Source organism: Streptomyces sp. 3MP-14 (assembly GCF_006334905.2).
GTDB classification, from domain to species: Bacteria; Actinomycetota; Actinomycetes; order Streptomycetales; family Streptomycetaceae; genus Streptomyces; species Streptomyces triticirhizae.
The window spans coordinates 502,854-526,989 of sequence record NZ_VDLZ02000002.1; the positions used below are offsets into that span (position 1 = coordinate 502,854).

The 24,136-nt window shown below is 72.7% G+C and carries 23 protein-coding genes and 2 pseudogenes; 7 read left to right on the plus strand and 18 right to left on the minus strand.

Translation table 11 applies throughout. The features are described from left to right. Positions 1–48: 48 nt before the first annotated feature. The 6 genes from FH609_RS04655 to rhaI all read right to left on the minus strand — a co-directional run bounded on the left by FH609_RS04655 (position 49) and on the right by rhaI (position 7,769). Entirely contained in the window at positions 49–690 is a 642-nt protein-coding gene (locus FH609_RS04655) for a LutC/YkgG family protein (protein WP_139670679.1), read from the minus strand. 1 nt (position 691) lies between these two features. Beyond that, on the minus strand, positions 692–2,149 hold the full coding sequence (locus FH609_RS04660) for a lactate utilization protein B (protein ID WP_139670760.1): 1,458 nt from the start codon (positions 2,147–2,149) through the stop codon (positions 692–694). Between the two features lie 50 nt (positions 2,150–2,199). Further along, on the minus strand, positions 2,200–2,952 hold the full coding sequence (locus FH609_RS04665; protein ID WP_139670680.1) for a (Fe-S)-binding protein: 753 nt from the start codon (positions 2,950–2,952) through the stop codon (positions 2,200–2,202). A gap of 1 nt (position 2,953) precedes the next feature. Next, positions 2,954–4,414 (minus strand): rhamnulokinase, encoded by a 1,461-nt coding sequence (locus FH609_RS04670; protein ID WP_139670766.1) that lies wholly within the window; start codon positions 4,412–4,414, stop codon positions 2,954–2,956. Positions 4,415–4,545: 131 nt separating this feature from the next. Beyond that, positions 4,546–6,606, minus strand: coding sequence for a bifunctional aldolase/short-chain dehydrogenase (locus FH609_RS04675; RefSeq protein ID WP_139670764.1), 2,061 nt, complete (start codon positions 6,604–6,606; stop codon positions 4,546–4,548). Between the two features lie 2 nt (positions 6,607–6,608). Next, complete coding sequence (gene rhaI / locus FH609_RS04680) at positions 6,609–7,769, minus strand: L-rhamnose isomerase (protein WP_139670682.1); 1,161 nt, start codon at positions 7,767–7,769, stop codon at positions 6,609–6,611. Positions 7,770–8,099: 330 nt separating this feature from the next. On the opposite strand from rhaI, the gene FH609_RS04685 reads away from it, so the two are divergent. The 4 genes and pseudogenes from FH609_RS04685 to FH609_RS04700 all read left to right on the plus strand — a co-directional run. Further along, a complete protein-coding gene (locus FH609_RS04685) occupies positions 8,100–8,420 on the plus strand; it encodes an L-rhamnose mutarotase (protein WP_139670684.1) in 321 nt (106 codons plus the stop codon). Positions 8,421–8,517: 97 nt separating this feature from the next. Further along, the gene (locus tag FH609_RS04690) at positions 8,518–9,540 is read left to right on the plus strand and encodes a LacI family DNA-binding transcriptional regulator (protein WP_139670686.1); all 1,023 of its coding nucleotides are present in this window, start codon (positions 8,518–8,520) and stop codon (positions 9,538–9,540) included. 286 nt (positions 9,541–9,826) lie between these two features. Further along, a complete protein-coding gene (locus tag FH609_RS04695; RefSeq protein ID WP_139670688.1) occupies positions 9,827–10,249 on the plus strand; it encodes a YjbQ family protein in 423 nt (140 codons plus the stop codon). Positions 10,250–10,414: 165 nt separating this feature from the next. Next, positions 10,415–10,840 (plus strand): annotated as a pseudogene (locus FH609_RS04700) (transposase); the annotation flags it as partial. 55 nt (positions 10,841–10,895) lie between these two features. On the opposite strand, the gene FH609_RS04705 reads toward FH609_RS04700, so the two are convergent. The 11 genes from FH609_RS04705 to FH609_RS04755 form a co-directional block, all read right to left on the minus strand. Further along, positions 10,896–11,405, minus strand: a complete 510-nt coding sequence (locus FH609_RS04705) for an NUDIX hydrolase (RefSeq protein WP_139670690.1) — start codon at positions 11,403–11,405, stop codon at positions 10,896–10,898. Positions 11,406–11,456: 51 nt separating this feature from the next. Beyond that, the gene (locus FH609_RS04710) at positions 11,457–11,672 is read right to left on the minus strand and encodes a hypothetical protein (protein WP_226961395.1); all 216 of its coding nucleotides are present in this window, start codon (positions 11,670–11,672) and stop codon (positions 11,457–11,459) included. A 372-nt stretch (positions 11,673–12,044) separates the two neighbouring features. Further along, on the minus strand, positions 12,045–13,133 hold the full coding sequence (paaE, locus tag FH609_RS04715; RefSeq protein ID WP_139670692.1) for a 1,2-phenylacetyl-CoA epoxidase subunit PaaE: 1,089 nt from the start codon (positions 13,131–13,133) through the stop codon (positions 12,045–12,047). After that, positions 13,133–13,645: a 1,2-phenylacetyl-CoA epoxidase subunit PaaD gene (gene paaD / locus FH609_RS04720; RefSeq protein ID WP_226961396.1), complete on the minus strand. Its 513-nt coding sequence runs from the start codon at positions 13,643–13,645 to the stop codon at positions 13,133–13,135. The genes paaE and paaD overlap by 1 nt, the downstream gene beginning before the upstream one ends. Next, entirely contained in the window at positions 13,639–14,505 is an 867-nt protein-coding gene (gene paaC, locus FH609_RS04725; protein ID WP_139670694.1) for a 1,2-phenylacetyl-CoA epoxidase subunit PaaC, read from the minus strand. The genes paaD and paaC overlap by 7 nt, the downstream gene beginning before the upstream one ends. Before the next feature lie 37 nt (positions 14,506–14,542). After that, positions 14,543–14,845, minus strand: coding sequence for a 1,2-phenylacetyl-CoA epoxidase subunit PaaB (gene paaB / locus FH609_RS04730; protein WP_405379063.1), 303 nt, complete (start codon positions 14,843–14,845; stop codon positions 14,543–14,545). Further along, positions 14,838–15,821 carry a 1,2-phenylacetyl-CoA epoxidase subunit PaaA gene (gene paaA / locus FH609_RS04735; protein ID WP_139670696.1) on the minus strand — a complete coding sequence of 328 codons (984 nt, stop codon included), beginning with the start codon at positions 15,819–15,821 and terminating at the stop codon, positions 14,838–14,840. Before paaA ends, paaB begins: the two co-directional genes overlap by 8 nt. Positions 15,822–15,827: 6 nt before the next feature. Next, positions 15,828–16,637, minus strand: a complete 810-nt coding sequence (locus FH609_RS04740) for an enoyl-CoA hydratase/isomerase family protein (RefSeq protein ID WP_139670698.1) — start codon at positions 16,635–16,637, stop codon at positions 15,828–15,830. Between the two features lie 18 nt (positions 16,638–16,655). Next, positions 16,656–17,921 carry a dihydrolipoamide acetyltransferase family protein gene (locus FH609_RS04745; protein ID WP_139670700.1) on the minus strand — a complete coding sequence of 422 codons (1,266 nt, stop codon included), beginning with the start codon at positions 17,919–17,921 and terminating at the stop codon, positions 16,656–16,658. Beyond that, positions 17,918–18,937 (minus strand): alpha-ketoacid dehydrogenase subunit beta, encoded by a 1,020-nt coding sequence (locus FH609_RS04750; protein ID WP_139670702.1) that lies wholly within the window; start codon positions 18,935–18,937, stop codon positions 17,918–17,920. Before FH609_RS04750 ends, FH609_RS04745 begins: the two co-directional genes overlap by 4 nt. Next, positions 18,934–20,094, minus strand: a complete 1,161-nt coding sequence (locus tag FH609_RS04755) for a thiamine pyrophosphate-dependent enzyme (RefSeq protein ID WP_139670772.1) — start codon at positions 20,092–20,094, stop codon at positions 18,934–18,936. The genes FH609_RS04750 and FH609_RS04755 overlap by 4 nt, the downstream gene beginning before the upstream one ends. A gap of 315 nt (positions 20,095–20,409) precedes the next feature. Here FH609_RS04755 and FH609_RS04760 point away from each other — a divergent pair, with 315 nt between their 5' ends. The 3 genes from FH609_RS04760 (at position 20,410) to FH609_RS04770 (ending at position 23,944) form a co-directional block, all read left to right on the plus strand. Then, a complete protein-coding gene (locus FH609_RS04760; protein ID WP_139670704.1) occupies positions 20,410–21,966 on the plus strand; it encodes a helix-turn-helix domain-containing protein in 1,557 nt (518 codons plus the stop codon). A 17-nt stretch (positions 21,967–21,983) separates the two neighbouring features. Further along, on the plus strand, positions 21,984–22,556 hold the full coding sequence (locus FH609_RS04765; protein ID WP_139670706.1) for a transcriptional regulator: 573 nt from the start codon (positions 21,984–21,986) through the stop codon (positions 22,554–22,556). Positions 22,557–22,750: 194 nt separating this feature from the next. Then, entirely contained in the window at positions 22,751–23,944 is a 1,194-nt protein-coding gene (locus tag FH609_RS04770) for a cytochrome P450 (protein ID WP_139670708.1), read from the plus strand. A 46-nt stretch (positions 23,945–23,990) separates the two neighbouring features. Here FH609_RS04770 and FH609_RS04775 read toward each other — a convergent pair. Further along, positions 23,991–24,136, minus strand: a pseudogene (locus tag FH609_RS04775) (peptidase); the annotation flags it as partial.

The window sequence follows — 24,136 nt, forward strand, 5'->3', positions numbered from 1 at the left end:
GACCGGCGCCAACGACCTACCCCCGACGGCCCACCCGCGCCGGGCGGCCTACGACCCGAGGAGCACCACGTCCAGCCGGCGCGGCCCGTGCACGCCCTCCACCCGGTTCAACTCGATGTCGCTGGTAGCCGAGGGACCCGAGATCCACGTCAACGGGCGGGCCGGGTCCAGCCGCCGCAGGCCCTGCGGCACCGAGTCCACCACCTGCTCCGGCACCCGCACCACGCACACGTGGTGGTCCGGCACCAGCGTGATCCGCCGCCGCCCCTGGTCCGGCCCCGCGTCCAGCACCAGCGTGCCCGTCTCCGCGATCGCCACCGCACACCCCGTCACCACGCTGTCCACCGCGTCCAACTCCCGCGCGGTGACCGCCTCCTCGTCCGCGACCCGCCGCACCTCGGGCGGCACCGCCGCCAGCCACCCGGCGGGCAGCCCCGCCGGCACCACCACCGACGCCGCGCCCCGCCCGGCCAGCAGCTCCGCCACCAGCCCCGGCAGCGCCTCGCCCGAGGCCCGGTGCACCACCGCCCGGTAGTCCGCCAGGTTCTCCGCCAACAGCGCGACCGCGTCGGCCGGTTGGTGGCTGTCCAGATACGTCCGCTCCACCGCGACCCGCTCCGGCGTCTCCTCGGCCGGCACGTCGGCCAACGCCCGCCGCACCCGCCCCAGCACCACCTCGCGCGCGTCCATGTCAGCCCGCCTCCCCTTCGCCGCCCCTGGTCCTGCGCCACCACGCGCGGAACGACTCCGCCGGCAGCGGCGGCACGTCCCGCGTCGCCGACCACGCCCGCCCGGGACCCGGCAGCCGACGCGGCTGGAGGCGCCGCATCCGCCCGGCCAGCCGCTGCCCCGCCAGGATCGCCCCCGGATGGTCGAGCGCCCACGCCGCCGCCCGCATCGCCGCCCGCTCGGCGGCGTGCCCCCGCGCCGGCCTGATCCGCACCCGGCGGCCCCGGACCGTCGCCTCGCCGCCCTCCACCACCCGCTCCCGCAGCCGCACCAGCACCTCGGGGATGTCGATCGCCACCGGACACACCTCGTAGCACGCCCCGCACAGCGACGAGGCGTACGGCAGCGACGCGTCCAACGCGCTGTCCACGCCCCGCAGTTGCGGCGTCAGGATCGCCCCGATCGGCCCCGGATACGCCGAGCCGTAGGCGTGCCCGCCGGCCCGCTCGTACACCGGGCACACGTTCAGGCACGCCGAACACCGGATGCAGCGCAGCGCCTGCCGCCCCACCTCGTCAGCGAGGGTGTCGGTTCGCCCGTTGTCCACCAGCACCAGATGGAACGTCGAGGGCCCGTCGCCGTCCGTGGTGCCCGTCCACATCGAGGTGTACGGGTTCATCCGCTCCGCCGTCGAGGAGCGCGGCAACAGCTGGAGGAACACCTCCAGGTCCCGCCACGTCGGCACCACCTTCTCGATGCCCACCACCGAGATCAGCGTCTCCGGCAGCGTCAGGCACATCCGCCCGTTGCCCTCGGACTCCACCACCACCATGGTGCCGGTCTCGGCCACCATGAAGTTCGCGCCCGAGATCCCGACCTTCGCGTCCAGGAACTTCTGCCGCAGATGCAGCCGCGCCGCCTCCGCCAGGTCCGCCGGCTCGTCCGACAGCCCCTCCGGCGCCGGCCGGCCCCACGCGCCCATCCGCTCCGCGAAGATGTCGCGGATCTCCCGCCGATTGCGGTGGATCGCCGGCACCAGGATGTGACTGGGCAGGTCGTCGCCCAACTGCACGATCAGCTCGGCCAGATCCGTCTCGAACGCCCGCACCCCCGCCCGTTCCAGCGCCGCGTTCAGCTCGATCTCCTGCGTCGCCATCGACTTGACCTTGACGACCTCGCGCTCCCCGGTCGCCAGCACCAGCTCCGTCACGATCCGGTTGGCCGCCTCCGCGTCCGCCGCCCAGTGCACCTGCCCGCCGGCGGCCGTCACCGCCGCCTCCAACCGCTCCAGATAGTGGTCCAGGTGACGCAGCGTCCGGTCCTTGATCGACGCGCCCGCCGCCCGCAGTCGCCCCCAGTCCGGCAGCTCCGCGACCGCCCGCGCCCGCTTGTCCCGGATGGTGTGCGTGGCGTGCGTCAGGTTCGCCCGCAGCCGCGCGTCCCGCGTCGCCGACTCGGCCGCCACCGGGAACGCCGGCATCCCCAGATACGTTCCGCCGCCCGAAACGTCGCCCCGCACCCGGTCCCCGCTCACCACTGCCGCTCCTCGGTGCTCGCCAGGATCTCCGCCAGGTGCACCGGCCGCACCGACGAGCCCAGCCGGGACAGCGTCCCGCCGATGTGCGTCTGACACGAGTTGTCCACCGTGCACACCGCCTCCGCTCCCGTGCCCATGATGTGCCGCGCCTTGTCCGCGCCCATCGCCGCCGACACCGCCGCGTTCTTCAGCGCGAACGTCCCGCCGAAGCCGCAGCACTCCTCCGCGCCCGGCAGGTCCACCAACGTCAGCCCCCGCACCGCCTCCAGCAGCCGCCTGGGCCGCTCGCCGAGCCCCAGCATCCGCAGCCCGTGACACGTCGGGTGGTACGTCACCGTGTGCGGGTAGTACGCGCCCACGTCCGTCACGCCCACCACGTCCACCAGGAACTCCGTCAGCTCCAGCGTCCTGGGCACCACCGAGGCCGCGATCGACGTCAGCCCACGGTCCCGCCCCTCCGCCGTCGCGCGCGCCCCGATCCTCGGATAGTTGTCCCGCACCATCGCCGCGCACGAACCCGACGGCGTCACGATGTAGTCGTAGCCGTGGAACGCCCGCGCGAAGCGCCGCACGAGCGGCTCCGTCGCCCGCCGGTAGCCGGTGTTGAACTGCGGCTGCCCACAACACGACTGCTCCTGCGGGAAGTCGACCGCGACCCCCAGCCGTTCCAGCAGCGCCACCACCGCCTGCCCGGTGCGCGGGAACAGCGTGTCGTTGACACACGTGACAAAGAGCGCGACCCGCACCTCAGCTCCTTCCGCCGCCGGCGACCCGCCGCGCGGCCAGCTCCCACGCCGCCCGCCGCTCCCCGCGCGGGGCGAAGCGAAGCGGCGCCTGCGACGCCGCAACCAGCGAACGCAGCGAGCCCAGCCCGCCGCGCGCCCGCCCGGCGGCCCGCGCCTGCACCAGCACGTTACCCAACGACGCCGCCTCCGTCGGCCCCGCGACCACCGGCAGTCCACACGCGTCGGCCGTCAGCTGGCACAGCAGCGCGTTGTGCGCGCCGCCGCCCACCACGTGCACCACCCGCACCTCGACGCCCGCCAGCCGCGCCGCCTCGGCCACCGCCTCCCGGTGCGCCAACGCCAACGAGTCCAGCACACACCGCACCATCCCCGCCCGCCCCACCGGCTCCGGCTGCCCGGACCGCCGGCACGCCGCCGCGATCCGCCCCGGCATCCCGCCGGGCGCCAGGAACTCCTCGCCGCCCGCGTCCACCACCGGGCCCGGGCCCGGCAGCCGCGCCGCCTCCGCCAACAGCGGCCCCAACTCCGGCTCGACGCCGCCCTCGGCCCACTCCCGCAGACACTCCTGAAGCAGCCACAGCCCCATGATGTTCCGCAGATAGCGGACCGTGCCGTCCACGCCCAGCTCGTTGGTGAAGTCCGCCAGCCGGCTCGCCTCCGACAGCACGGGCGCCGGCAGTTCGAGCCCGGCCAGCGACCAGGTGCCCGTCGCCACATACGCGAAGCCGTCGCCCGCCGCCGGCACGCCCACCACAGCCGACGCCGTGTCGTGCGAACCCACCGCCGTCACCGGCACCGGACCCGCCAGCCCGCACTCGTCCAACACCTCCGGCAGCAACTCGCCGGCCGCCGCACCCGGCCGCCGCAGCGGCGGAAACAGCCCCACGTCGATGCCCAGCGCCTCCGCCACGCCCCACGCCCAGTCGCCCGTGCGCGGATCGATCAGACCCGTCGTCGACGCGTTCGTCAGCTCCGTGCCGGCCACCCCCGTCAGCCAGTAAGCGATCAGGTCCGGCATCAGCAACAGCCGCCGCGCGGCGGCCCGTTGCGGCGAGCCCTCCATCGCGACCAGCTGGTAGACGGTGTTGAACGGCAGCGCCCGCAGCCCCGTCGCCCGGTACAGCTCCGCCGCGCCCACCCGCCGCGCGACCCGCTCCGCCACCCCGGCCGTCCGCCCGTCCCGGTAGTGCACCGGATTTCCCAGCAGCGCGCCCGAGGCGTCCAACAGCCCGAAGTCCACCGCCCAGGAGTCGATCCCGACCCCCGCCAGCCGCCCCCCGGCCCGCCGGCCGGCCTCCGCCAGCCCGTCCAACACACCCCGGTAGAGCGCCAGCACGTCCCAGTGCAGCGTGCCGGCCACCCGCACCGGCCGGTTCGGAAACCGGTGCACCTCCGCCAACTCCACCGCGCCGCCGGCCCGTTCACCGTCCGACCCGTCGGGGCCGCGCACCCAGCCGAGCATCACCCGACCACTGGACGCCCCCAGGTCGACGGCCGCGAACGGCGGACCACCCGCCCGCGCCGCCCCGTCCCCCGACCCGACGCCCTCCGATCCGACGCCTCCCGACCCGACGCCCTTCGCCACGACGCCGCTCACCGCAGGAACGCCGCCGCCACCCCGGCGTCCACCGGAACGTGCAGCCCCGTGGTGTGCCCGAGGTCCCCGCCGGTCAACGCGAACACCGCCGCCGCCACATGCTCCGGCAACACCTCGCGCTTCAGCAGCGTCCGCTGCGCGTAGAACTCGCCCAGCCGCTCCTCCTCCACCCCGTACACCGCCGCCCGCTTCGCGCCCCACCCGCCGGCGAAGATGCCCGAACCCCGCACCACGCCGTCCGGGTTGACGCCGTTGACCCGGATGCCGTGCTCGCCCAGCTCCGCCGCCAACAGCCGCACCTGGTGCGCCTGGTCCGCCTTCGTCGCGCCGTACGCGATGTTGTTCGGCCCGGCGAACACCCCGTTCTTCGACGCCACATACACGATGTCGCCGCCAAGCCCCTGGTCGATCATCACCCGCGCCGCCTCCCGCGACACCAGGAACGAGCCGCGCGCCATGATGTCGTGCTGGAGGTCCCAGTCCGCCACCGTCGTCTCCAACAGCGGCTTGGAGATGGAGATCCCCGCGTTGTTCACCACCAGGTCGACCCCGCCGAACGCCAGCGACGCCGCCCGCACCGCCGCCACCACCTGCTCCTCCGAGGTGACGTCCACCGCCACCGCGACCGCCCGGTCCGCGCCGCCCAACTCCTCGGCCACCTTCTCCGCCGCGCCCGCGTCCCGGTCCGCCACCACCACACACGCGCCCTCGGCCGCCAGCCGCAGCGCCGTCGCCCGCCCGATGCCCGAGCCGCCGCCCGTCACCAGCGCCACCCGCGCCGCCAGCGGCTTCGGCGGCGGCATCCGCCGCAGCTTCGCCTCCTCCAACTCCCAGTACTCGATGCGGAACTTCTCCGACTCCTCGATCGGCGCGTACGTCGACACCGACTCCGCGCCCCGCATCACGTTGATCGCGTTCACATAGAACTCGCCCGCCACCCGCGCCGTCTGCCGGTCCCGGCCGAAGGAGAACATCCCCACCCCCGGCACCAGCACGATCGCCGGGTCCGCCCCCCGCATCGGCGGCGCGTCAGGACCCGCGTGCCGCTCGTAGTACGCCCGGTACTCCTCCCGGTAGGCCGCGTGCAGCTCGCCCAGCCGCTCCACCACCCGCTCCAGCGGCGCGTCCGCCGGCAGGTCCACCACCAGCGGCCGCACCTTCGTCCGCAGGAAGTGGTCCGGGCAGGACGTGCCCAACGCCGCCAGCCTCGGGTGCTCCTCGCGCGCCAGGAAGTCCAACACCTCGGCGCTGTCCGTGAAGTGCCCCACCTGCCGCCGGTCCCGCGACGCCAACCCCCGCACATGCGGCGCCAACGCCGCCGCCCGCGCCCGACGCTCCGCCTCAGGCAGCGCCCCGTACCCCGGCAGCTCGGCCCCGAACGGCTCCGGCCGACCCCGGCGGGCCAGGAACTCCTCGGCGGTGCGGATGATGTACAGCGCGTTCCGCTCGCACTCCTCGCTCGTCTCACCCCACGCCGTGATCCCGTGGCCGCCCAGCACACAGCCGACCGCCTCCGGATGCGCCCGCCGCACCTCGGCGATGTCCAGGCCGAGTTGGAACCCGGGACGCCGCCACGGCACCCACACCACCCGCTCGCCGAAGCACTCCGCCGTCAGCGCCTCGCTGTCCGCCGCGCACGCCAGCGCGATCCCCGAGTCCGGATGCAGATGGTCCACGTGCGCCGCCTCGACCAGGCCGTGCATCGCGGTGTCGATGGACGGCGCCGCCCCGCCCTTCCCGTGCAGGCAGAAGTCGAACGCGGCCACCATCTCGTCCTCGCGCTCCACCCCCGGATAGACGTCCACCAGCGCCCGCAGCCGGTCCAGCCGCAGCACGGCCAGGCCCTCCGCGCGCAGCGTGCCCAGGTCGCCGCCCGAGCCCTTCACCCACATCAGCTCGACCGCGCCCCCGGTCACCGGGTCCGGCGCCGAACCCTTCGCCGAGGCGTTCCCGCCCGCGTAGTTGGTGTTCCTCGGGTCGGCGCCCAGCCGGTGCGCGCGCTCCAACAGCTCCGCCACCGGCGTCCGCTCGGCGCCCCTCGTCTCGTCCGCGCCCATCGTCACGCCCCCCAACCGGCCTGCTGGCCGCCCTGTCGCTCCGCCACGATCCGCTCCGCCCAGCCCGAACGCCGGTACGCCGCCACCGGATCGGGGTCCAGGCCCCGCTCCTGCCGCCACTCCCGCAACAGCGGCCGGACGTCCGTGTGGTACGCGTCCATCAGCACCTCGTTGGCGCCCAGCACGTCACCCGCGCGCTGCGCCGCGGCCAGCGCGTCCGCGTCCACCAACAGCGCCTTCGCCGTGGCCTCCTGAACGTTCATCACCGAACGGATGATCGCCGGGATCTTCGGCTCGATGTTGTGGCACTGGTCCAGCATGAACGCCACGTCCGAGGTGAACCCGCCGCCGCGCACCACCTCGTACATGATGCGGAACAGCTGGAACGGGTCGGCCGCCCCCACCATCAGGTCGTCGTCCGCGTAGAACCGGGAGTTGAAGTCGAAGCCGCCGAGCCGGCCCTCCCGCAGCAGCGTCGCCACGATGAACTCGATGTTGGTGCCCGGCGCGTGGTGCCCGGTGTCCACCACCACCTGCGCCTTCGGGCCCAGCTTCAGGCAGTGCGCGTACGCCGTCCCCCAGTCCGGCACGTCCGTCATGTAGAACGCCGGCTCGAAGAGCTTGTACTCCAGCAGCATTCGCTGCTCCTCGCCCAGCCGCTCGTAGACGGCGGTCAGCGCCTCGGCCAGCCGGTCCTGGCGGGCGCGGATGTCGTCCTGCCCGGGGTAGTTGGTCCCGTCGGAGAACCACAGCTTCAGGTCGCGCGAGCCGGTGGCGTCCATGATGTCGACGCACTCCATCAGGTGCGCCAACGCCTTGCGCCGCACCGCCGCGTCGGGGTGGGTGACGCTGCCCAGCTTGTAGTCGTCCTCCTGGAAGACGTTGGCGTTGATGGCGCCCAGCCGCAGCCCACGCTCCCGCGCGTGCGCGGCCAGCGCGGCGTAGTCGTCCACCCGGTCCCACGGGATGTGCAGCGCCACGGTGGGCGCCACCCCGGTGTGGTGGTGCACCCGCGCCGCGTCGTCCAGCTTCTCCTGCGGGGTGCGCGGCACGCCCGCCTGGGCGAAGACCTTGAACCTGGTGCCGGAGTTGCCGTAGGCCCACGAGGGTGTCTCGACGACCTGGGAGGACAGGGCCGCCTTGACGGCGGATGAGGGGGTCATGCGATCAGGGCTCCCATAGCAGCGCGGAAGGGGGAAGTGAGGGCGACGGGTGGGTGGGGGAGACGGGGACGTGGGGGAGTGGTGGGTGGGGAGGTGACGGGGGAGACGACAGGGACCTCAGGTCTGATGAATCGTTTCACAGTGCATCCTCGACGCTAAGAGTCGCCGCCGAGCGCTGTCAAGGGAGCGCCCTGATCCACCGCAGCTCACCTCGCCGTTCCGCGTCACGGAACCGCGCGCGGCCGTCCCGTCCGCCCGCCCTTGACGCGGCGCGCGCCCCGTCCGATGCTGGCCCCCACGCCCATATGAAACCTTTCACAAGGAGGGTCCGTGCAGCGCGTCTGCTTCCTGCTGAGGGTCCGGCCCGACCGCATCGACGAGTACCGCCGCCGCCACGCCGACGTCTGGCCCGAGATGCGCGCCGCGCTCACCGCCACCGGCTGGCACAACTACTCGCTCTTCCTGCGCGACGACGGGCTCCTCGTCGGCTACCTGGAGACCGAGGACTTCGAGGCCGCCCAGCGCGCCATGGCCGCCACCGACGTCAACGCCCGCTGGCAGGCCGAGATGGGCGAGCTGTTCGAGGCCCTCGACGACCAGCGGCCCGACGAGGCGATGAAGCCGCTGACCGAGATCTTCCACCTCGCCTGACTCTCACCCCGCCCGGCCCCCACCGACCGACCGGCCGACTGGTGCATACCATGGCCCGCGAGGCACACGCGGGCCACGAGACGAACGGACAACGCACATGGCGCACACGGTGGGGATCAAGGAAGTGGCCAGGGCCGCCGGAGTCTCCGTCGGGACCGTCTCCAACGTCATCAACCGGCCCCACATGGTCGCCGACGAGACCAGGGAACGCGTCCAGTCCACCATCGTGCGCCTGGGCTACGTCCGCAGCGAGTCCGCGCGGCAACTCCGCGCCGGGCAGAGCCGCATCATCGCCCTGCTGGTCCTCGACATGGGCAACCCGTTCTTCGTCGACGTCGCCTCCGGCGCCGAACGCGTCGCCCGCGCCGAGACGTTGGGCGTGATGCTCTGCAACAGTGCGCAGAGCCCCGCCGAGGAGGCCGACTACCTCTCCCTCTTCGCCGAACAGCGCGTCCGTGGCGTCCTGTTGACGCCCGCCGACATGTCGGGCCGCAACCTCACCGAGTTCCGCCGGCACGGCATCCCGTTCGTCTTCGTCGACCGGGTCCTGCCCAGCGCCGAGGGCTGCTCCGTCTCCGTCGACGACGTGCGCGGCGGCACGCTCGCCGTCGGGCACCTGCTGGACCAGGGGCACACCTCCGTCGCCTACGTCAGCGGGCCCATGTCGCTCCAGCAGTGCCGCGACCGCGAGGACGGCGCCCTCGCCGCCCTCGCCGAGGCCGGGCTGCCGCGCTCCGCGCTGCGCCGCATCGAGGCCGAACGCCTCGACGTCGCCTCAGGACGCGACGCCGGCGCCCGCCTGCTGGGTCTGGCGCCCCGGCCCACCGCCGTGTTCTGCGCCAACGACCTGCTGGCCCTCGGCGTGCTCCAGGCCCTGTTCGCCGCCGGGGTGCGGGTGCCGGAGGAGATGGCCATCGTCGGCTACGACGACATCGAGTTCGCCGCCGCTGCCGCCGTCCCCCTCACCTCCGTGCGGCAGCCCGCCGTCCGCATGGGTCAGCAGGCCGCCGAACTGCTCCTGGAGGAGACCGGCGACGACGCCGCCCGCCACCGCCACCAGCGGATCGTGCTCGACCCCGAACTGATCGTCCGCGACTCCAGCCTGGCACCCCGCCGCTGAGAACGTTCCGAAGGCGCTTCCGCCGGTCAGCACGGCGGTTGCCGGGTTGGCGCCTCCGAGGGCGGCCAAGGTTCCGGCGCCGACTCCTACCAGCACGCCCAAGAGCAGGCTCAGAGCGGAGCGTTGACTGAGCAGCGGGCCTTGGTCGTTGCGCGAGTGGCGGCTGCCAGGGGCGCGTCTCCCGGCCCGGCCGACGGCGACGCCGCGTTCCCCGAGCCCGCGGGGCACCGCGACACGCCGCCCCCCGCCACCGCCCCGACCCGCGCCACCCCCGACCATGGACGGCATGACCCACGCCTTCGACAGCCGCCTGATCGACATCACCACCGGCTCCCACGAGGCCGTCCACGACCTGACGGGGGAGTGCGCCGCCTATCTGCGGGACGTCGCCGCCGGCCGGGACGGGCTGCTCAACGTGTTCACCCCGCACGCCACCTGCGGCATCGCCCTCATCGAGACCGGCGCCGGCAGCGACGACGACCTGCTGGGCGCGCTCCGCGACCTGCTGCCGGCCGACGACCGCTGGCGGCACCGCCACGGCAGCCCGGGCCACGGCCGCGACCACGTGCTGCCCGCCCTCGTCCCGCCGCACGCCACGCTGCCCGTCGTCGACGGCCAACTCGCCCTCGGCACCTGGCAGTCCGTGTGCGTCGTCGACACCAACGGCGACAACCCACGCCGCCAGGTCCGGCTCAGCTTCCTGGGGTAGCTAAGCCCTTCCCCAGGGTGATGCCGCCGATTCTCCGTATCCTGTGCGACCGGATTGGAGAGGCTATGCACGACACAGACCTGGGAGCGATCGAGCGAGCGTACTCCCGTGAGAAATCGTTGCCCGAGCTGGTCGGCTTCGTTGTTCCAGGCATGGTGGGGATGAATGAAACTGGCCTGTGGCCTGTGGGCTGGGCAGTTGGAGTCGTTGTTCGCCCGTGTGGCGGGGCTGTTCTCGCGGGTGGATCTGCGGTGGCGTATGCGGGACTGCGTGCATGGTCTGCTGGCTCCGGTGGAGCGGAAGAACGGTTGGCCATTGGCCGAGTACGCGGGGCACCGTGGACCGGCCGGCTTCCAGCATCTGCTGAACGGCGCTTCCTGGGGCGCTGACGCGGTCCGGGACTGCCCGCAGTAGTGCGTCGCCGAGCGCCTCGGCACCCCGGACGGGGTTGTGATCGTGGACGACACCGGTTTCTCGAAGAAGGGCATCACCTCTGCGGGCGTGCAGCGGCAGTACTCCGGGACGGCCGGCCGAGTCGAGAACTACCAGATCGGGGTCTACGCCGCGTACGCGTCCTCAAGGGGAAGGGCGAGCGGCCGGCCCACCGCGCGGCGGTGGTGGGCGAGACCGGAAACGTATGGCGAGCCTAACCCAGGGGTCGAGTCGGCTGTTTGAAGGCGCGATACCGGTCGAATGCCTCACGGGCGTCCGGCACGAAGTCCTGCTGACGGACGAGGTCTTCAAGTTCCCGCTCGTACAGCCAGCCGTGCCAGGCGACTTCACCTGGATCAGGTTGCACAGGCGCCTCGACCACGGCCTCGTGAAGGCCGAGCCAGTAGGGGCTGATCACGCCCGCGCACAGGAACTTGAATACGAATCGAGGGGCTGCTCGAACGCCGAGTTCTTCCGCCAGTTCGCGGGCCGCCGCTTCCTCGTACGACTCGCCGACTTCGGCCGCGCCGCCGAGCATCCAGTTGAGCTTCCCCGGGAAGCGGGACGCGTTGTCGGGACGACGATGCACGAGGGTCCGTCCGGCGGTATCGCGGCAGACAACCGTGGCGACGCGATGCAGCCACTCGTGCCGGATCGCCTCGCCCCGGTCGACGATTTCCAGCACTTGGTCCCGCTCGTCGACTCGCTCCACCAGTTCACCCATGGCCCCCACGATCGCAGTCGCTCGTCACGGCCGCTCACTCGGGTGCCTTCGCTACCCCTGGGCCTTGGCGTCGGCGCCGTCACCAACCCCACCAGCCAGGTCGGGGTGCTCGATGGTGGCGGCGTATCGGAGGGCTCCAGTGATCGAGAGGCCGAAGAGGTCACAGCGGCGCCGGACGTCGCCACCGGTGGCGTGGATCTCGTCGAGGATGCGGTCCTCCCGCAGGGCCTGTGGCTTCAGCCGCGCTGCGATCCACCGGGAGGCCACGCGTCGGGTCGGCGAAGGCCATCATCCGGGCCTTGAGGACCCTGAACAGCGAGCGGAAGCCGTGTTCGGCGACGTGTCGATGGGCGCCCTTGCTCGGCTTGTCAGAGCCTGTGACTCCCGCGTCAGGGGAAACCGCCAGGTCACGGCGCCGCTTAGAAGGGGCGAGAGGGTGGGGCAGGCGGGGCTCGAACCCACGGCCGGCGGATGAGGAGTTCGCTGGGTCTCGGCGTCCGTTCCGGGAGGCGGACGCGGGTCGGCTCATGGTTGCCCTTACGGAGGTTGGCGGACACCAACGGCGACAACCCGCGCCACCAGGTCCGGCTCGGCTTCCTCGGCTGAACGACGGCCCGGGCAGGCCCGCCGACCACGCCCTCACCCGTCGTAGTCCAGCGTCACCGCCTCCGTCTCCGGCACGGCCTGGCAGGTCAGCACATAGCCGGCGGCCACCTCCGCCGGCTCCAACGCGAAGTTCCGCCGCATCGCCGCCCGCCCCGCCGTCACCCGCGCCCGGCACGTGCCGCACACCCCGCCCCGGCACGCGAACGGCAGCTCCGGCCTGGCCCGCTGCGCCCCGTCCAACACCCGCTGCCCGCGAGGCAGTTCCACCGTCGTGGCCCGCCCGTCCAGCAGGACCGTCACCCGGCTCGCCGGCTCCCCGGCCGGCACGGCCGGCCTCTCCGCGCGTCGCACGGCCGGCGGCGGCTCCTCGTCCGCCGCGTGGAACAGCTCGCCCCGCACCCGGGCCCCGTCCACCCCCAGCCGGGCCAGCGTCCGCCGCGCCTGGTCCACCATCGGCAGCGGCCCGCACAGCCACCACCGGTGCGCGACCCCCGGGTCCAGCAACGCCCGCGCCAACACCTCAAGACGCGGCCCGTCCAGCCGCCCCGACAGCACGTCGACCTCCCTCGGCTCCCGCGACAGCACATGCACCAGCTGGAACCGGGTGGGGAACGCGTCCTTCAACTCGGCCAGCTCGTCCACGAACATCACCGAGTCGCTCGCCCGGTTCCCGTACAGCAGCGTCACCCGCGCGCCCGGGCAGCGCGCCAGCACCGACCCGGCGATCGACACCATCGGCGTCACCCCCGACCCCGCCGCCACCAGCACATGGTGGTCGGGCACCGACAGATCCGGCGTGAACGTCCCCGCCGGCGGCGCCACCTCCACCTCGTCGCCGGGCGCCGCCTCCCGCACCAACCACGTGGACACCAGCCCGCCCGGCACCAGCCGCACCCCGATCCGGGGCGCCGCCCCCACCGGCGCGCACACCGAGTAGGAACGCCGCTCCTCCCGGCCGTCCACCCATCGCCGCACCGTCAGCCACTGCCCCGGCGCGAACGCGAACACCCCGGCCAGCTCGGCCGGCACGTCGAACGTCACCGCCACCGCGTCCCCGCACAGCCGCTCCACCCGCCCGATCCGCAGCCGATGGAACACGCCGCGCCCCGCCGCCGGGCCCATCACACCTCCCGCAGATGTTCGAACGGCTCCCGGCACACCCGGCACCGCCACAGCGCCGTACACAGGCTCGCCCCGCACCGTGACACCTCCTCCGTCTCCCGCCCGCCACAGCGCGGACACGCCACCGCCGGACGCCTCGCGCCCAACACCAGCGGCACCGGGCCGCCCCCGCGCGCCGGCACCGGGCCCGGCGGCGCGATCCCGGCGTCCGCCAACTTCCGGCGCCCCGCCGCGCTGATCCACTCCGTCGTCCACGGCGGCGACCACACCGTCACCACCCGCACCGGCCCGAACCCCGCCGCCGCCAGCGCCGCCGCCACATCCGCCCGGATCTCCGCCAGCGCAGGACACCCGGCATAGGTCGGCGCCAGCCGCACCACCACCCCGCCCGCCGCGTCGCACTCCACCCCGCGCACCATGCCCAGATCGCCCAGCGTCACCATCGGCAGCTCCGGGTCCGGCACCCCGCCCGCCACCCGCCACGCCAGCTCCGCCGCCGCGCCCGTCACCACGTCGCCCCGGGATGCGCACGCGCCACCGACCCCAACTCGGCCAGCAGCACCGGCAGATGCTCCGTGTGCACCCCCGCCCTGCCACCCGGCGCCCCGTCCCACGGCGCCGGCAGCGGCAGCCGCACCCCCGCCTCCTCGCCCACCCGCCGCCAGTCCCGCGCACACGCCGCCCGCACCGCGCCCGCCGCCACGCCCCACCCCGCCCCCACCCGGTCGTCCACGACCTCGCCCAGCCACGGCTCGACCTCCACCACCGCCCGCCGCAGCCGCCGCCGCGACTCCGCCGTGCCGTCACCCAGCCGCACCACCCACTCCGCCGCGAACAGCCGGTGATACGCCACCTCCGCGACCCCCCGCCCCGCCACCGCGGCCAGCACCGGATCGGCCGCCCCCGCCAGCCGCTCCAGCACCGCCAGCCGCGCCGAGGACAGCACCAGCAGCCGCAGCACCGTGAACGCGAAGTCCCCGCGCGGCAGTTCCGCCAGCCGCAGACAGCGGAACTCCGGTGCAGACCGCGCGAACGCGAACGCGTCCTCGTCACGCCCGCTGCCGTCCACCTGCCCCGCCCGCGTGTACAGCAGCCGCGCCTGACCCAGCAGGTCGAGACCGACGTTCGCCAACGCCAACTCGATCTCGATCTCCGGCGCCCACGTCACCCACTCCGCGAGCCGCTGCGCGCCGACCAGCGCGTCATCCGCCAACGCCACACACACCCGCGCCAGCTCCGCCCCGTCCACCCCCGCCGGCACGGCCGTGTCCACCCCGTGCAGCGGATCGGCGAACCCCGTGCCGAACGCCCACCGCGCACCGCCGGCCGGTGCACCGTCCGCCTCCGGCTCGCCCCAGACGTCGCCGCTCATGCCGCTCCCACCTCCCTGCCGCCTCGCACCCGCACCGTCAGATGTGCGGAACGTCATCGGGAATGTCATAGAACGTCGGATGCCGATAGACCTTGTCGCCGCTCGGGTCGAAGAACGGGTCCCGCTCCTCGGGCGCCGACGCCGTCACGTCCGCCGAGCGCACCACCCAGATGCTGACGCCCTCGTTCCGCCGCGTGTACAGGTCACGCGCGTGGGTCAGCGCCATGCGGGCGTCCGCCGCCCGCAACGACCCCACATGCACATGGTTCAACCCCCGCCGGCCCCGCAGGAACACCTCGAACAGCGGCCACTCCTCCGCCACCCCGGCCACCTCACTCACCCCGCCGCGCAGCGTGCGCCCGCGCGGCCGCCCGCACCCACGCGCCCTCCTCGTGCGCCGCCGCACGCCGCCGCACCCGCTCCGCGTTGCACGGCCCGTCCCCGGCGATCACCCGCGCCAACTCGGCGAAGTCCGGCGCCCCGAAGTCGTAGTGCCCTCGCTCCGGATTCCACCGCAGCCGCTCGTCGGGCAGCGTCACGCCCAACCGCTCCGCCTGTGGCACCGTCATGTCGACAAAACGCTGCCGCAGCTCGTCGTTGGAGTGCCGCTTGACCCGCCACGCCATCGACCGCGCCGAGTTGGGCGACGCCGCGTCCGGCGGCCCGAACATCATCAACGTCGGCCACCACCAGCGGTCCACCGCCTCCCGCACCATGGCCCGTTGCGCCCGGGTGCCCCGCATCATGGTCCACAGCAGCTCGAAGCCCTGCCGCTGATGGAACGACTCCTCCTTGCAGACCCGCACCATGGCCCGCGCATAGGGCCCGTACGACGTGCGGCACAACGGCACCTGGTTGCAGATCGCCGCCCCGTCCACCAGCCAGCCGATCACCCCGACATCCGCGAACGTCAACGTCGGATAGTTGAAGATCGACGAGTACTTCTGCCGGCCCTCCACCAGCGCCCGCGTCAACTCCGCCCGGTCCGCGCCCAGCGTCTCCGCCGCCCCGTACAGATACAACCCGTGCCCCGCCTCGTCCTGCACCTTCGCCCACAGGATCGCCTTCCGGCGCAGCGACGGCGCGCGCGTGATCCACTCGCCCTCCGGCTGCATCCCGATGATCTCCGAGTGCGCGTGCTGCGCGATCTGCCGCACCAACGTGGCCCGGTACGCCTCCGGCATCCAGTCACGCGGCTCCACCCGCTGGTCCGCGGCGATCGTCTCCTCGAAACGAGCCTGCCCCTCCGCGAACTCCTCCCCGTCCCCGGGCCGTCGCCCGTCAACCAGCCGCCCGTCAACCACCCGACGCTCCATGCCGGTTCACCGCCCCTCGAAGGTGGGCCGCCGACGCGCCAGAAACGCCTCGACGGCCGCCCGATGATCAGTCGTGACACCCAGCCGGGTCTGCGCCGCCGTCTCCCTGACCAACGCGCCCGCCCAGTCCGGCTCGGGCTCGGACCGCAGCAGCCGCTTGATCTCCCGGAACGCCGCCGTCGGCCCGCCCGCCAGCCGCTCGGCGACCGCCAACGCCTCCCGCTCCGCCGTGCCGGCCGGCACCACCCGGTGCGCCAGCCCCCACGCCTCGGCCTGCCCGGCGTCGAACCGCTCGCCCAACAGGAACAACGCCCCCGCCCGCGAGGGACCGACCGCCCGCGCCAACGACACGCTCAACCCCGAGTCGGCCGCCAGCCCCACCCCAGCGAACGCCGTCGCGAACGTCGCACCCTCCCCGACCACCCGCACATCACCCGTCAACGCCAACCCCAGCCCCGCCCCCACACACGCCCCCTCCACGGCCACCACCAGCGGCTGCTCCAGACCCCACAGCGCCCGCGCCAGCGGGTTGTACTCCTCCTCAAGACAGCGGAACGCCGACCCCGGATCGTCCTCCAACGCCGCCGCGTGCTCCCTCAGGTCCTGGCCGGCGCAGAACGTCCCGCCCCGCCCCGTCAGTACCACCGCCCGCACCGCCGGGCCCGCCGCCGCCACCTCCTCCACGGCCGCCAACAGCGCCCGCCGCATGGGACTGTCCAACGCGTTGCCCACCTCCGGGCGGGCCAGGGCGATCACCGCCACGCCCCCCTCGCGGCGGCACACCACACCCGACGCCGCGCCCGTCTCACCCGCCATGGCCGTCTCCCTTCGTCCTCACAGCCGCGCCGTCAGCAGCGCCGGCCGTTCCACATGGTCGGCGACGAACCGGAGGAACCCGCCGGCCGTCCCCCCGTCACACACCCGGTGATCGAAGGTGATCGACAGCTGCGTCACCCAGCGCACCGCCAGCGCACCGTCGACCACCCATGGCCGCTGAACGACCCGCCCCATGCCGAGCATGGCCGCCTCCGGATGGTTGATGATCGGCGTCGCCCCGTCCACCCCGAACACCCCGTAGTTGTTGACCGTGAACGTGCCGCCCGCCATCGCCTCCGCCGACAGCGTGCCCCCGCGCGCCGCCTCACCCAGCCGCCGCAGCTCGGCCGCCAACTCCGCCGTCGACAGCCGCTGCGCGTCACGCACCACCGGCACCACCAGCCCGCGCGGCGTCTGCGCCGCGAACCCCAGGTGCACGCCCCGCAGCCGCACCAGCTCCCCGCGCCGCGCGTCCACCCGCGCGTTCAGCTCAGGGAACCGCGCCAGCCCCGCCACACACACCCGCGCCACCAGCGCCAGCAGACCGATGCCCAACTCCGGCGCCGCAGCGCGCAGTTGGTCCCGCACCGCGAGCAGCTCCGTCGCGTCCACATCCACCCACACCGAGGCGTCCGGGATCTCCCGCCGACTGCGGGTCACCCGCTCCGCCATCGCCCGCCCGACACCCCGCAACGGCACCCGTTCCTCCACCGCCGCCGACGTTGACGCCGCCGACGACTCCGGGGACCGGTCCGCCAGCGCGGCCTCCACATCCCGCCGCCGCACCACCCCGTGCGGCGCCTCCCGCGACAACGCCGCCAGATCCAGCCCGTTCTCCGCCGCCATCCGCCGCACCAACGGCGAGATCGCCCGAGGCGCCAGCGCGTCCCGCGGCACGTCGGCCACCGGCACCGTCCCATAGCCCACCAGCACCGGCCCCGACCCCGACTCCGCCCCGGAGACCTCCTCCCGCGCCACCTCCGGCCCGGCCCCGGCAACGGCCTCCGCCCTGACCCCGGCCCCGTCTCCCCCCTCGATCGTCACCAACGGCCCACCCACCTCGACCCGCTCACCCACCCCCGCGTGCAACGTCACCACCCGCCCCGCGAACGGCACCGGAATCTCCACCGCCGCCTTCGCACTCTCCACCTCCGCGACCACCTGGTCCGTCACCACGCTCTCGCCCACCGCCACCCGCCAGCCCAGCACCTCCGCCTCCGTCAGCCCCTCACCCAGATCCGGAAGCCGAAAGACCCGCCGACCCCCCGCTCCGTCGCCGCTCACGAGACCACCCCCGCCACCCCGTGCGTCAGATCCGGCTCGTCATCGAACTGAAGCCGGGCAACAGCACCGAGAATCCGCCGCACACTCGGCAGATGCACCCGCTCCACCGCCGGCGGCGGATACGGAATGTCAAACCCCGCCACCCGCAACACCGGCGCCGCCAACGAGTGGAAACACCGCTCCTGCACCCGCGCCGCCACCTCCGCGCCCACCCCCGCGAAGCCCTGCGCCTCCTGCACCACCACACAACGCCCCGTCCGCCGCACCGACGCCATCACCGTCGCGTCATCCAGCGGCACCAACGACCGAAGATCCACCACCTCCAGATCCACCCCACCGCGCGCCGCCTCACGCGCCGCCTCCAACGCCACCGGAACCGCCGGCCCATACGCCACCACCGTGACGTCCCGCCCCGCCCGCCGCACCACCGCCCGCCCCAACGGCTCCACCGCCCGCCGCTCCGTGCTCACCTCACCCCGCGACCAGTACAGCCGCTTCGGCTCCAGGAACACCACCGGATCGGGATCGTCCACCGCGTCCCGCAACAGCCAGTACGCGTCCTCCACCGTCGCCGGCGTCACCACCTTCAGCCCCGGCGTGTGCGCGTAGTACGCCTCACTGGAATCGCTGTGATGCTCCACGCCCCCGATCCCGCCACCGAACGGAACCCGAATCACCATCGGCAGGGAGAGCCGCCCCCGCGTCCGGTTCCGCGTCTTCGCCACATGCGAGGCGATCTGCTCGAACGCCGGATAGCCGAACGCGTCGAACTGCATCTCCACCACCGGCCGGAAGCCCCCCATGCACAGGCCCACCGCCACCCCCACGATGCCCGCCTCCGCCAACGGCGTGTCAAAACACCGCTCCTGCCCGAACTCCCGGGTCAGCCCGTCCGTGATCCGGAACACCCCGCCCAGCGGCCCCACGTCCTCGCCGAACACCAGCACGTCGTCATCCGCCCGCAGCGCCTCGCGCAGCGCGGAGTTCAACGCCCGCGCCATGGTCACCGTCGTCATCCCGACCGTCCCTCCAGCCCCACACCGTCGCTGTCGCCGCCGGCACCGTCGTCGCCGTCCGAGGCGGCCAACTCCGCCGCCAACCACGCCCGCTGCTCGACCAGTTGCGGCGTCGGCTCGGCGAACACATGCGAGAACAGCTCCAACGGATCACCCGCCAACGGCCCACCCAGGCCCGCCCGCAGCGCCTCCGCCGCCCGCTCCGCCTCCTGCTGCGCGTCCGCCACCTCCCGATCCGTCAGCAGCCTCCGATGCCGCAGATACCGCTCCAACCGCACCACCGGATCAGCCGCCCGCCACCGGGCGACCTCCTCCTCGTCCCGATACCGCCCCGCGTCATCCGCGTTCGTGTGCGGCTCGATCCGATACGTGTGCGCCTCGATCAACGAAGGCCCCCGCCCCGCCCGAGCCCGCTCCACCGCCGCCGACACCACCGCCAGCGTCGCCACCAGATCGTTCCCGTCCACCTGCTCCGACGGCACCCCACACCCCACCCCCCGCAACGCCAACGCCGGCGCCGCCGACTGCCGCTCCAGCGGAACCGAAATCGCATAGCGATTGTTCTGCACCAGGAAAACCACCGGCGCCCCGAGCACCCCCGCGAAGTTCAACGCCTCGTGGAAATCGCCCTCACTCGTCCCGCCGTCACCGACCAACGCCAACACCACCCCACCCCGACCCCGCCGCCGCAACGCCTCGGCCAGACCGACCGCGTGCGGCGCCTGCGTCGCAAGCGGAGTGCACTGCGGAGCGGTACGCCAGGCCACCGGGTCATAGCCGCAGTGCCATTCACCCCGCAACAGCGTCAGCAGCTCCAGCGGATCAAGCCCCCGCGCGAACAACGCCATCGAGTCCCGATACGTCGGAAAGAGCCAGTCCTCCTCCCGCAGCGCCAACACCGCGCCGATCTGGCAGGCCTCCTGCCCCCGACTGGACGGATAGACCGCCAACCGCCCCTGCCGCGTCAACACCGTCGCCTGCGCGTCGAAACGCCGCCCCACCACCATCCGCCGAAAAGCGTCCAACAACACCGCGTCGGCGGGAATCTCCGCGCCATCCGGAACGGGAAGCGGCGTCCCGTCCTCGGCGACATAACGAACCGGATCAGAAGAAGGAAGCAAACGGTCAACCGTCTGCCGAAGAGCCTGGAACGACATACGCGGCACTCCCAGCCCGAGGAGACCAGACACCATCGAGCATGGTCCGCCGCCCAAGCCCCCCACAAGACACCGGAATACGACCTCCCCAACCCGCGACGTATTGCCGAAACCACCCCACGCCACGACTCACTCGTCCACCCGCCCAGCCCTCCCACCCCACCACCCGGGACGTTTGGCCCGCCACCGACACAGCCCCCGCACGCTGGTAACTTCGTGACACGTTCAGACGTCAAGGCAGGAGACAGGTGAGGTGTCGCAGATCCGGACCTCTCCCACGACCCCGTCACCGCCATCCCGAGAGCCCGTGGCCCGATGAGTGACTTCGACGCGATCGACTCGCTGCTCGCCTCCCTCACCCCCCAAGCCGCCCTCCCCGAGCCACACGTGCGCCGCGACCTGCGCGAGCGAGCCGGCCTGTCCAAGGCCCAGGTGGCACGCGCCCTCGGCGTCAGCCCGTCCACCGTCACCGGATGGGAGGCCGGCCGGGACCCCGTGGGAGAGGTCAGAACCAAGTACGCCTACCTCCTCGACGGCCTCGCCGAGAAGCTCGCGCCTCCGGTCCCGCCACCCGCGAACGAAGCGCCCTCCGCCACACCGGAAGCACCCCCGGCACCCCACGCCAGCCCCCCCACGGGCGGGGAGACCAACGTCCGCACCCCGGATGCCCACACCGACGACGGCGACGCCCTCACCGAACCCCAGCCATGCGTCCTGTGCGGGCGCCCCGCCCGCCACCAGGTCGCCGGCTTCCCCCAACACCTCGACCCCACCCAGTGCGCCCCCGCCGAGCCACCGGCGAGCCGCACGCCCACACCCGCCCCGACACCGCCCGCTGCCCGCCGCCCCCGAGCCACCCCCCACACCGGGACGCCCTCCCGCCCCCGTTCCTCACCCGACCCCATCGCGGCCGCCGTGACCGACGCACTCGCCACACACCAGGGCGACGTCGAAGCAGCGACCGCAGCCCTCGTCAAGCGAGCCATCCCGGACGCCATGGCCCTGCTCGACAGCTGCCGCAAAGGCGGCCGCTACGCCATCGTCGCCCACCCCTGGATTCCGGACATCCTCCGAAAGCAGTCCGCACGCGGCGCCGACCAGATCTGGGAAGCCCGCCCCAAGTGGTTCCGCCCCGAACTACCCACCGGCGTACACGAGGTGACCGCCCTCGACATCAACGGTGCCTACCTCAGCGCACTCAAGACACACCTGCCGATCGGACAGCTGGAACACACCATCGGCAGCACACACGACCGCCGCCGCGCCGGCGTCCACCTCATCACCCCACCCCCCTGGGAACACGGCGCCTACCTGCCCAACCCCATCGGCAACCGCGACGAACCCGGCCCCCTCTGGGTCACCGAACCCACCCTCCGCCTGCTGCTGCGCCTGTCCGGCCCCAAACTCGGCCTGTGCGAACCCCCCGAGATCCACGAGTCGTTCACCTCCGGCGCCACCGAGAACCTGCTGGAGAAGTTCCGCGTCATCCTCAAGGACGCCCGGGACCGCGCCATCGCCCAGGACGACGAGGTGACACTGGAATACGTGAAGGCGATGTACTCCAAGTTCGTCTCCACCATGGGGGAGTCCAACTACAACCGGGAGCTGTACCGCCCCGACTGGATGCACCTCATCCGCTCCCAGGCCTTCGCGAACCTCTGGACCAAAGCCCTCAAGGCCCACGACGCCGGCCTCACGGTCGTCCGAGCGATGGGCACCGACGAACTCCATGTCATCGGCGACTGGCCCAGAGTCTTCCCGGAGGGCCGAGGGGTATCCGAGGTGAAGGTCAAGGACGTCTACCCGATCGGCAACGAGCCCTTCGACCAGGCCGCCGCCGAACACACCGATGACCACATCGACGAGAACTGACCGGGGAAGAGGACAACGTGCCCGAGCGCACCATCGATTTCGGCAAATACGGCGCCCAGGGAATCAAGGGATTCGAGGCCGTCGCACGCCAACTCGACGCCCTCGCCGACTTCATCGCATCCCCCGTCACAACGCGCCGTGGTCTGCTGGCCCGCCTGCACTACCTCACCCGGACATCCCGAGCCCGCGCCGCCGCACGCGAGGCAGGACTGACCGTCACCGATCGCACCCTCAAGGCGTGGCTGGCCGGCACGCGCAACCCCACCCAACGCAACCTCACACGCATCGACACCGCCTATCGCGCGGTCCGTCGCCAGAACGTCGCCCGCTACCTCCTCGCCCGCCTGAACCGCGAGGGCCGAGGCACGCGCGTGGAGATCCATCCGCTCAACCAGTCCGGCGTGCGCCCTCCCCACCAACGCGTCGTGGAGTTCCGCACCCTCAACATCCGCCGCTGGGGAGCCATCGTCGAGGCCTGGGCCGCCGGCAACGACCAGGCCCTGGACGACGCATGGATCGAGCAGATCGTCGATCTGGGATCGCAGTGGGGCCAGTACGAGTACGTCACCAACGTGGGCTTCGCCGCCTGACCGCCGTCAGCGCAACTCCGGGTCCCAACCGCACAACCCTCAGGTTGGGGCCGCCCGGCCCGCGCTCCACCACCTGATGGGGTGATCCTGCCCGGTGCACCCGCGGCCACCCCGCCCCGCTGTCGATACTGGGGAACGGCCCGGCACTCCCAGAACACGGGTAGCCATTCCTCACAGGAAGACCAGACAACACCGTGCCCGAAGCCCAGGAGCAGCGACACTGCCCCTTCCCGACCAACCACGGCTTCACCCTCCACCCCGCCTACACCGAGCTGCGCCGACAGCCGCCCACCCGCGTCCGGCTGCCCCACGGCGACGACGCCTGGCTGGCCACCCGCCATGCCGACGTCCAGACGGTCCTGTCCGACCCTCGCTTCTCGATCGCCGCCGGCACCGACCGCGACCAGCCCCGAATGCGCGACGAAGCACGAGTCACCGGAGGGCTCTTCTCCCTCGACCCGCCCCAGCACACCCGTCTCCGATCCATCGTCGGACGGCACTTCAGCGCCCGCAGCATGGAACCCATCCGCAGCCGCGTCAGGGACGTCGCCAACGAACGCCTCGACGCCATCCTGGAGGCCGGTCAACCCGCCGACCTGCTCCGGCAGTTCGCCATCCCCGTCCCCACCACCATCATCTGCGAAATCCTCGGCGCACCTCCCGAAGACCACGACAACTTCTGGATGTGGGCCGACACCATCTTCGCCAACGACATCCCGGGCCAGACGGTTCGCCAACGCGTCGAGGACTTCTTCCACCACCTCGCCGGAATGTTCCAGGAACGTCGCGAGCATCCCCGAGACGACATGCTCACCACCCTCGTACGCGCCTGCGACGAGGAAGGCCGGATCACCGAGAACGAGATGTTCGCCCTCACGGCCGACATCCTGAACGCGGGCTTTGTCACCACCTCACATCAGATCGCCAACTTCCTGGCCACGCTGCTCTGCCATCCCGAGCAACTCGAACTCCTCAGAAACAAACCGGAGTTCGTCCCTCAGGCCGTCGAAGAACTCCTCCGCTACGTCCCCATCCTCAGCGGCTTCTCCTTTGCCCGCTACGCCACCGAAGACGTCGAACTCGACGGTGTCGCCATCCGCGCCGGCGAACCCGTTATCGTCGTCCTCGGCGCTGCCAACCGCGACCCGGCGGTCTTCTCTCAGCCCGACACCCTGATGCTGGACCGTCCTGCCGCACCTCATCTCGCTTTCGGTCATGGCCCCCACTACTGCATCGGGGCCCACCTCGCGCGTGTCGAACTACAGGAAGCCATCACGGCGGTACTCGATCGACTGCCCAGCCTCAAACTCGCTGTTCCCGAGACGGATCTCGAATGGAAGCACGGCAGCATGATCAACGGGATCACGGGGCTTCCTGTTATTTGGTGAATTTGCGTTTGTTATTGGTGGGTCGTTATCGGTGAGTTTGGTGAGGGGTGGTGGTAGTTTCCGCATAGACGACGACGGCCTCCTCGTCGCGGTCGTCCATCTCCCGGTAGAGCCGCAGCAGGTCCATCGAGTCGAACTCGTAGAACGTGGGCGAGCGGGCCGCGTTGAGCATCGGGACGAAGCGCTCCGGGC

Bases quoted from the DNA above. Each gene is read 5' to 3' on its own strand.
- FH609_RS04655 (WP_139670679.1), bottom strand. From the start codon at position 690: ATGGACGCGCGCGAGGTGGTGCTGGGGCGGGTGCGGCGGGCGTTGGCC.
- FH609_RS04660 (WP_139670760.1), bottom strand. From the start codon at position 2,149: ATGCCGGCGTTCCCGGTGGCGGCCGAGTCGGCGACGCGGGACGCGCGG.
- FH609_RS04670 (WP_139670766.1), bottom strand. From the start codon at position 4,414: ATGCTCGGCTGGGTGCGCGGCCCCGACGGGTCGGACGGTGAACGGGCC.
- FH609_RS04675 (WP_139670764.1), bottom strand. From the start codon at position 6,606: ATGGGCGCGGACGAGACGAGGGGCGCCGAGCGGACGCCGGTGGCGGAG.
- rhaI (WP_139670682.1), bottom strand. From the start codon at position 7,769: ATGACCCCCTCATCCGCCGTCAAGGCGGCCCTGTCCTCCCAGGTCGTC.
- FH609_RS04690 (WP_139670686.1), top strand. From the start codon at position 8,518: ATGGCGCACACGGTGGGGATCAAGGAAGTGGCCAGGGCCGCCGGAGTC.
- FH609_RS04695 (WP_139670688.1), top strand. From the start codon at position 9,827: ATGACCCACGCCTTCGACAGCCGCCTGATCGACATCACCACCGGCTCC.
- FH609_RS04705 (WP_139670690.1), bottom strand. From the start codon at position 11,405: ATGGGTGAACTGGTGGAGCGAGTCGACGAGCGGGACCAAGTGCTGGAA.
- paaE (WP_139670692.1), bottom strand. From the start codon at position 13,133: ATGGGCCCGGCGGCGGGGCGCGGCGTGTTCCATCGGCTGCGGATCGGG.
- paaC (WP_139670694.1), bottom strand. From the start codon at position 14,505: ATGAGCGGCGACGTCTGGGGCGAGCCGGAGGCGGACGGTGCACCGGCC.
- paaA (WP_139670696.1), bottom strand. From the start codon at position 15,821: ATGGAGCGTCGGGTGGTTGACGGGCGGCTGGTTGACGGGCGACGGCCC.
- FH609_RS04740 (WP_139670698.1), bottom strand. From the start codon at position 16,637: ATGGCGGGTGAGACGGGCGCGGCGTCGGGTGTGGTGTGCCGCCGCGAG.
- FH609_RS04750 (WP_139670702.1), bottom strand. From the start codon at position 18,937: ATGACGACGGTGACCATGGCGCGGGCGTTGAACTCCGCGCTGCGCGAG.
- FH609_RS04755 (WP_139670772.1), bottom strand. From the start codon at position 20,094: ATGTCGTTCCAGGCTCTTCGGCAGACGGTTGACCGTTTGCTTCCTTCT.
- FH609_RS04760 (WP_139670704.1), top strand. From the start codon at position 20,410: ATGAGTGACTTCGACGCGATCGACTCGCTGCTCGCCTCCCTCACCCCC.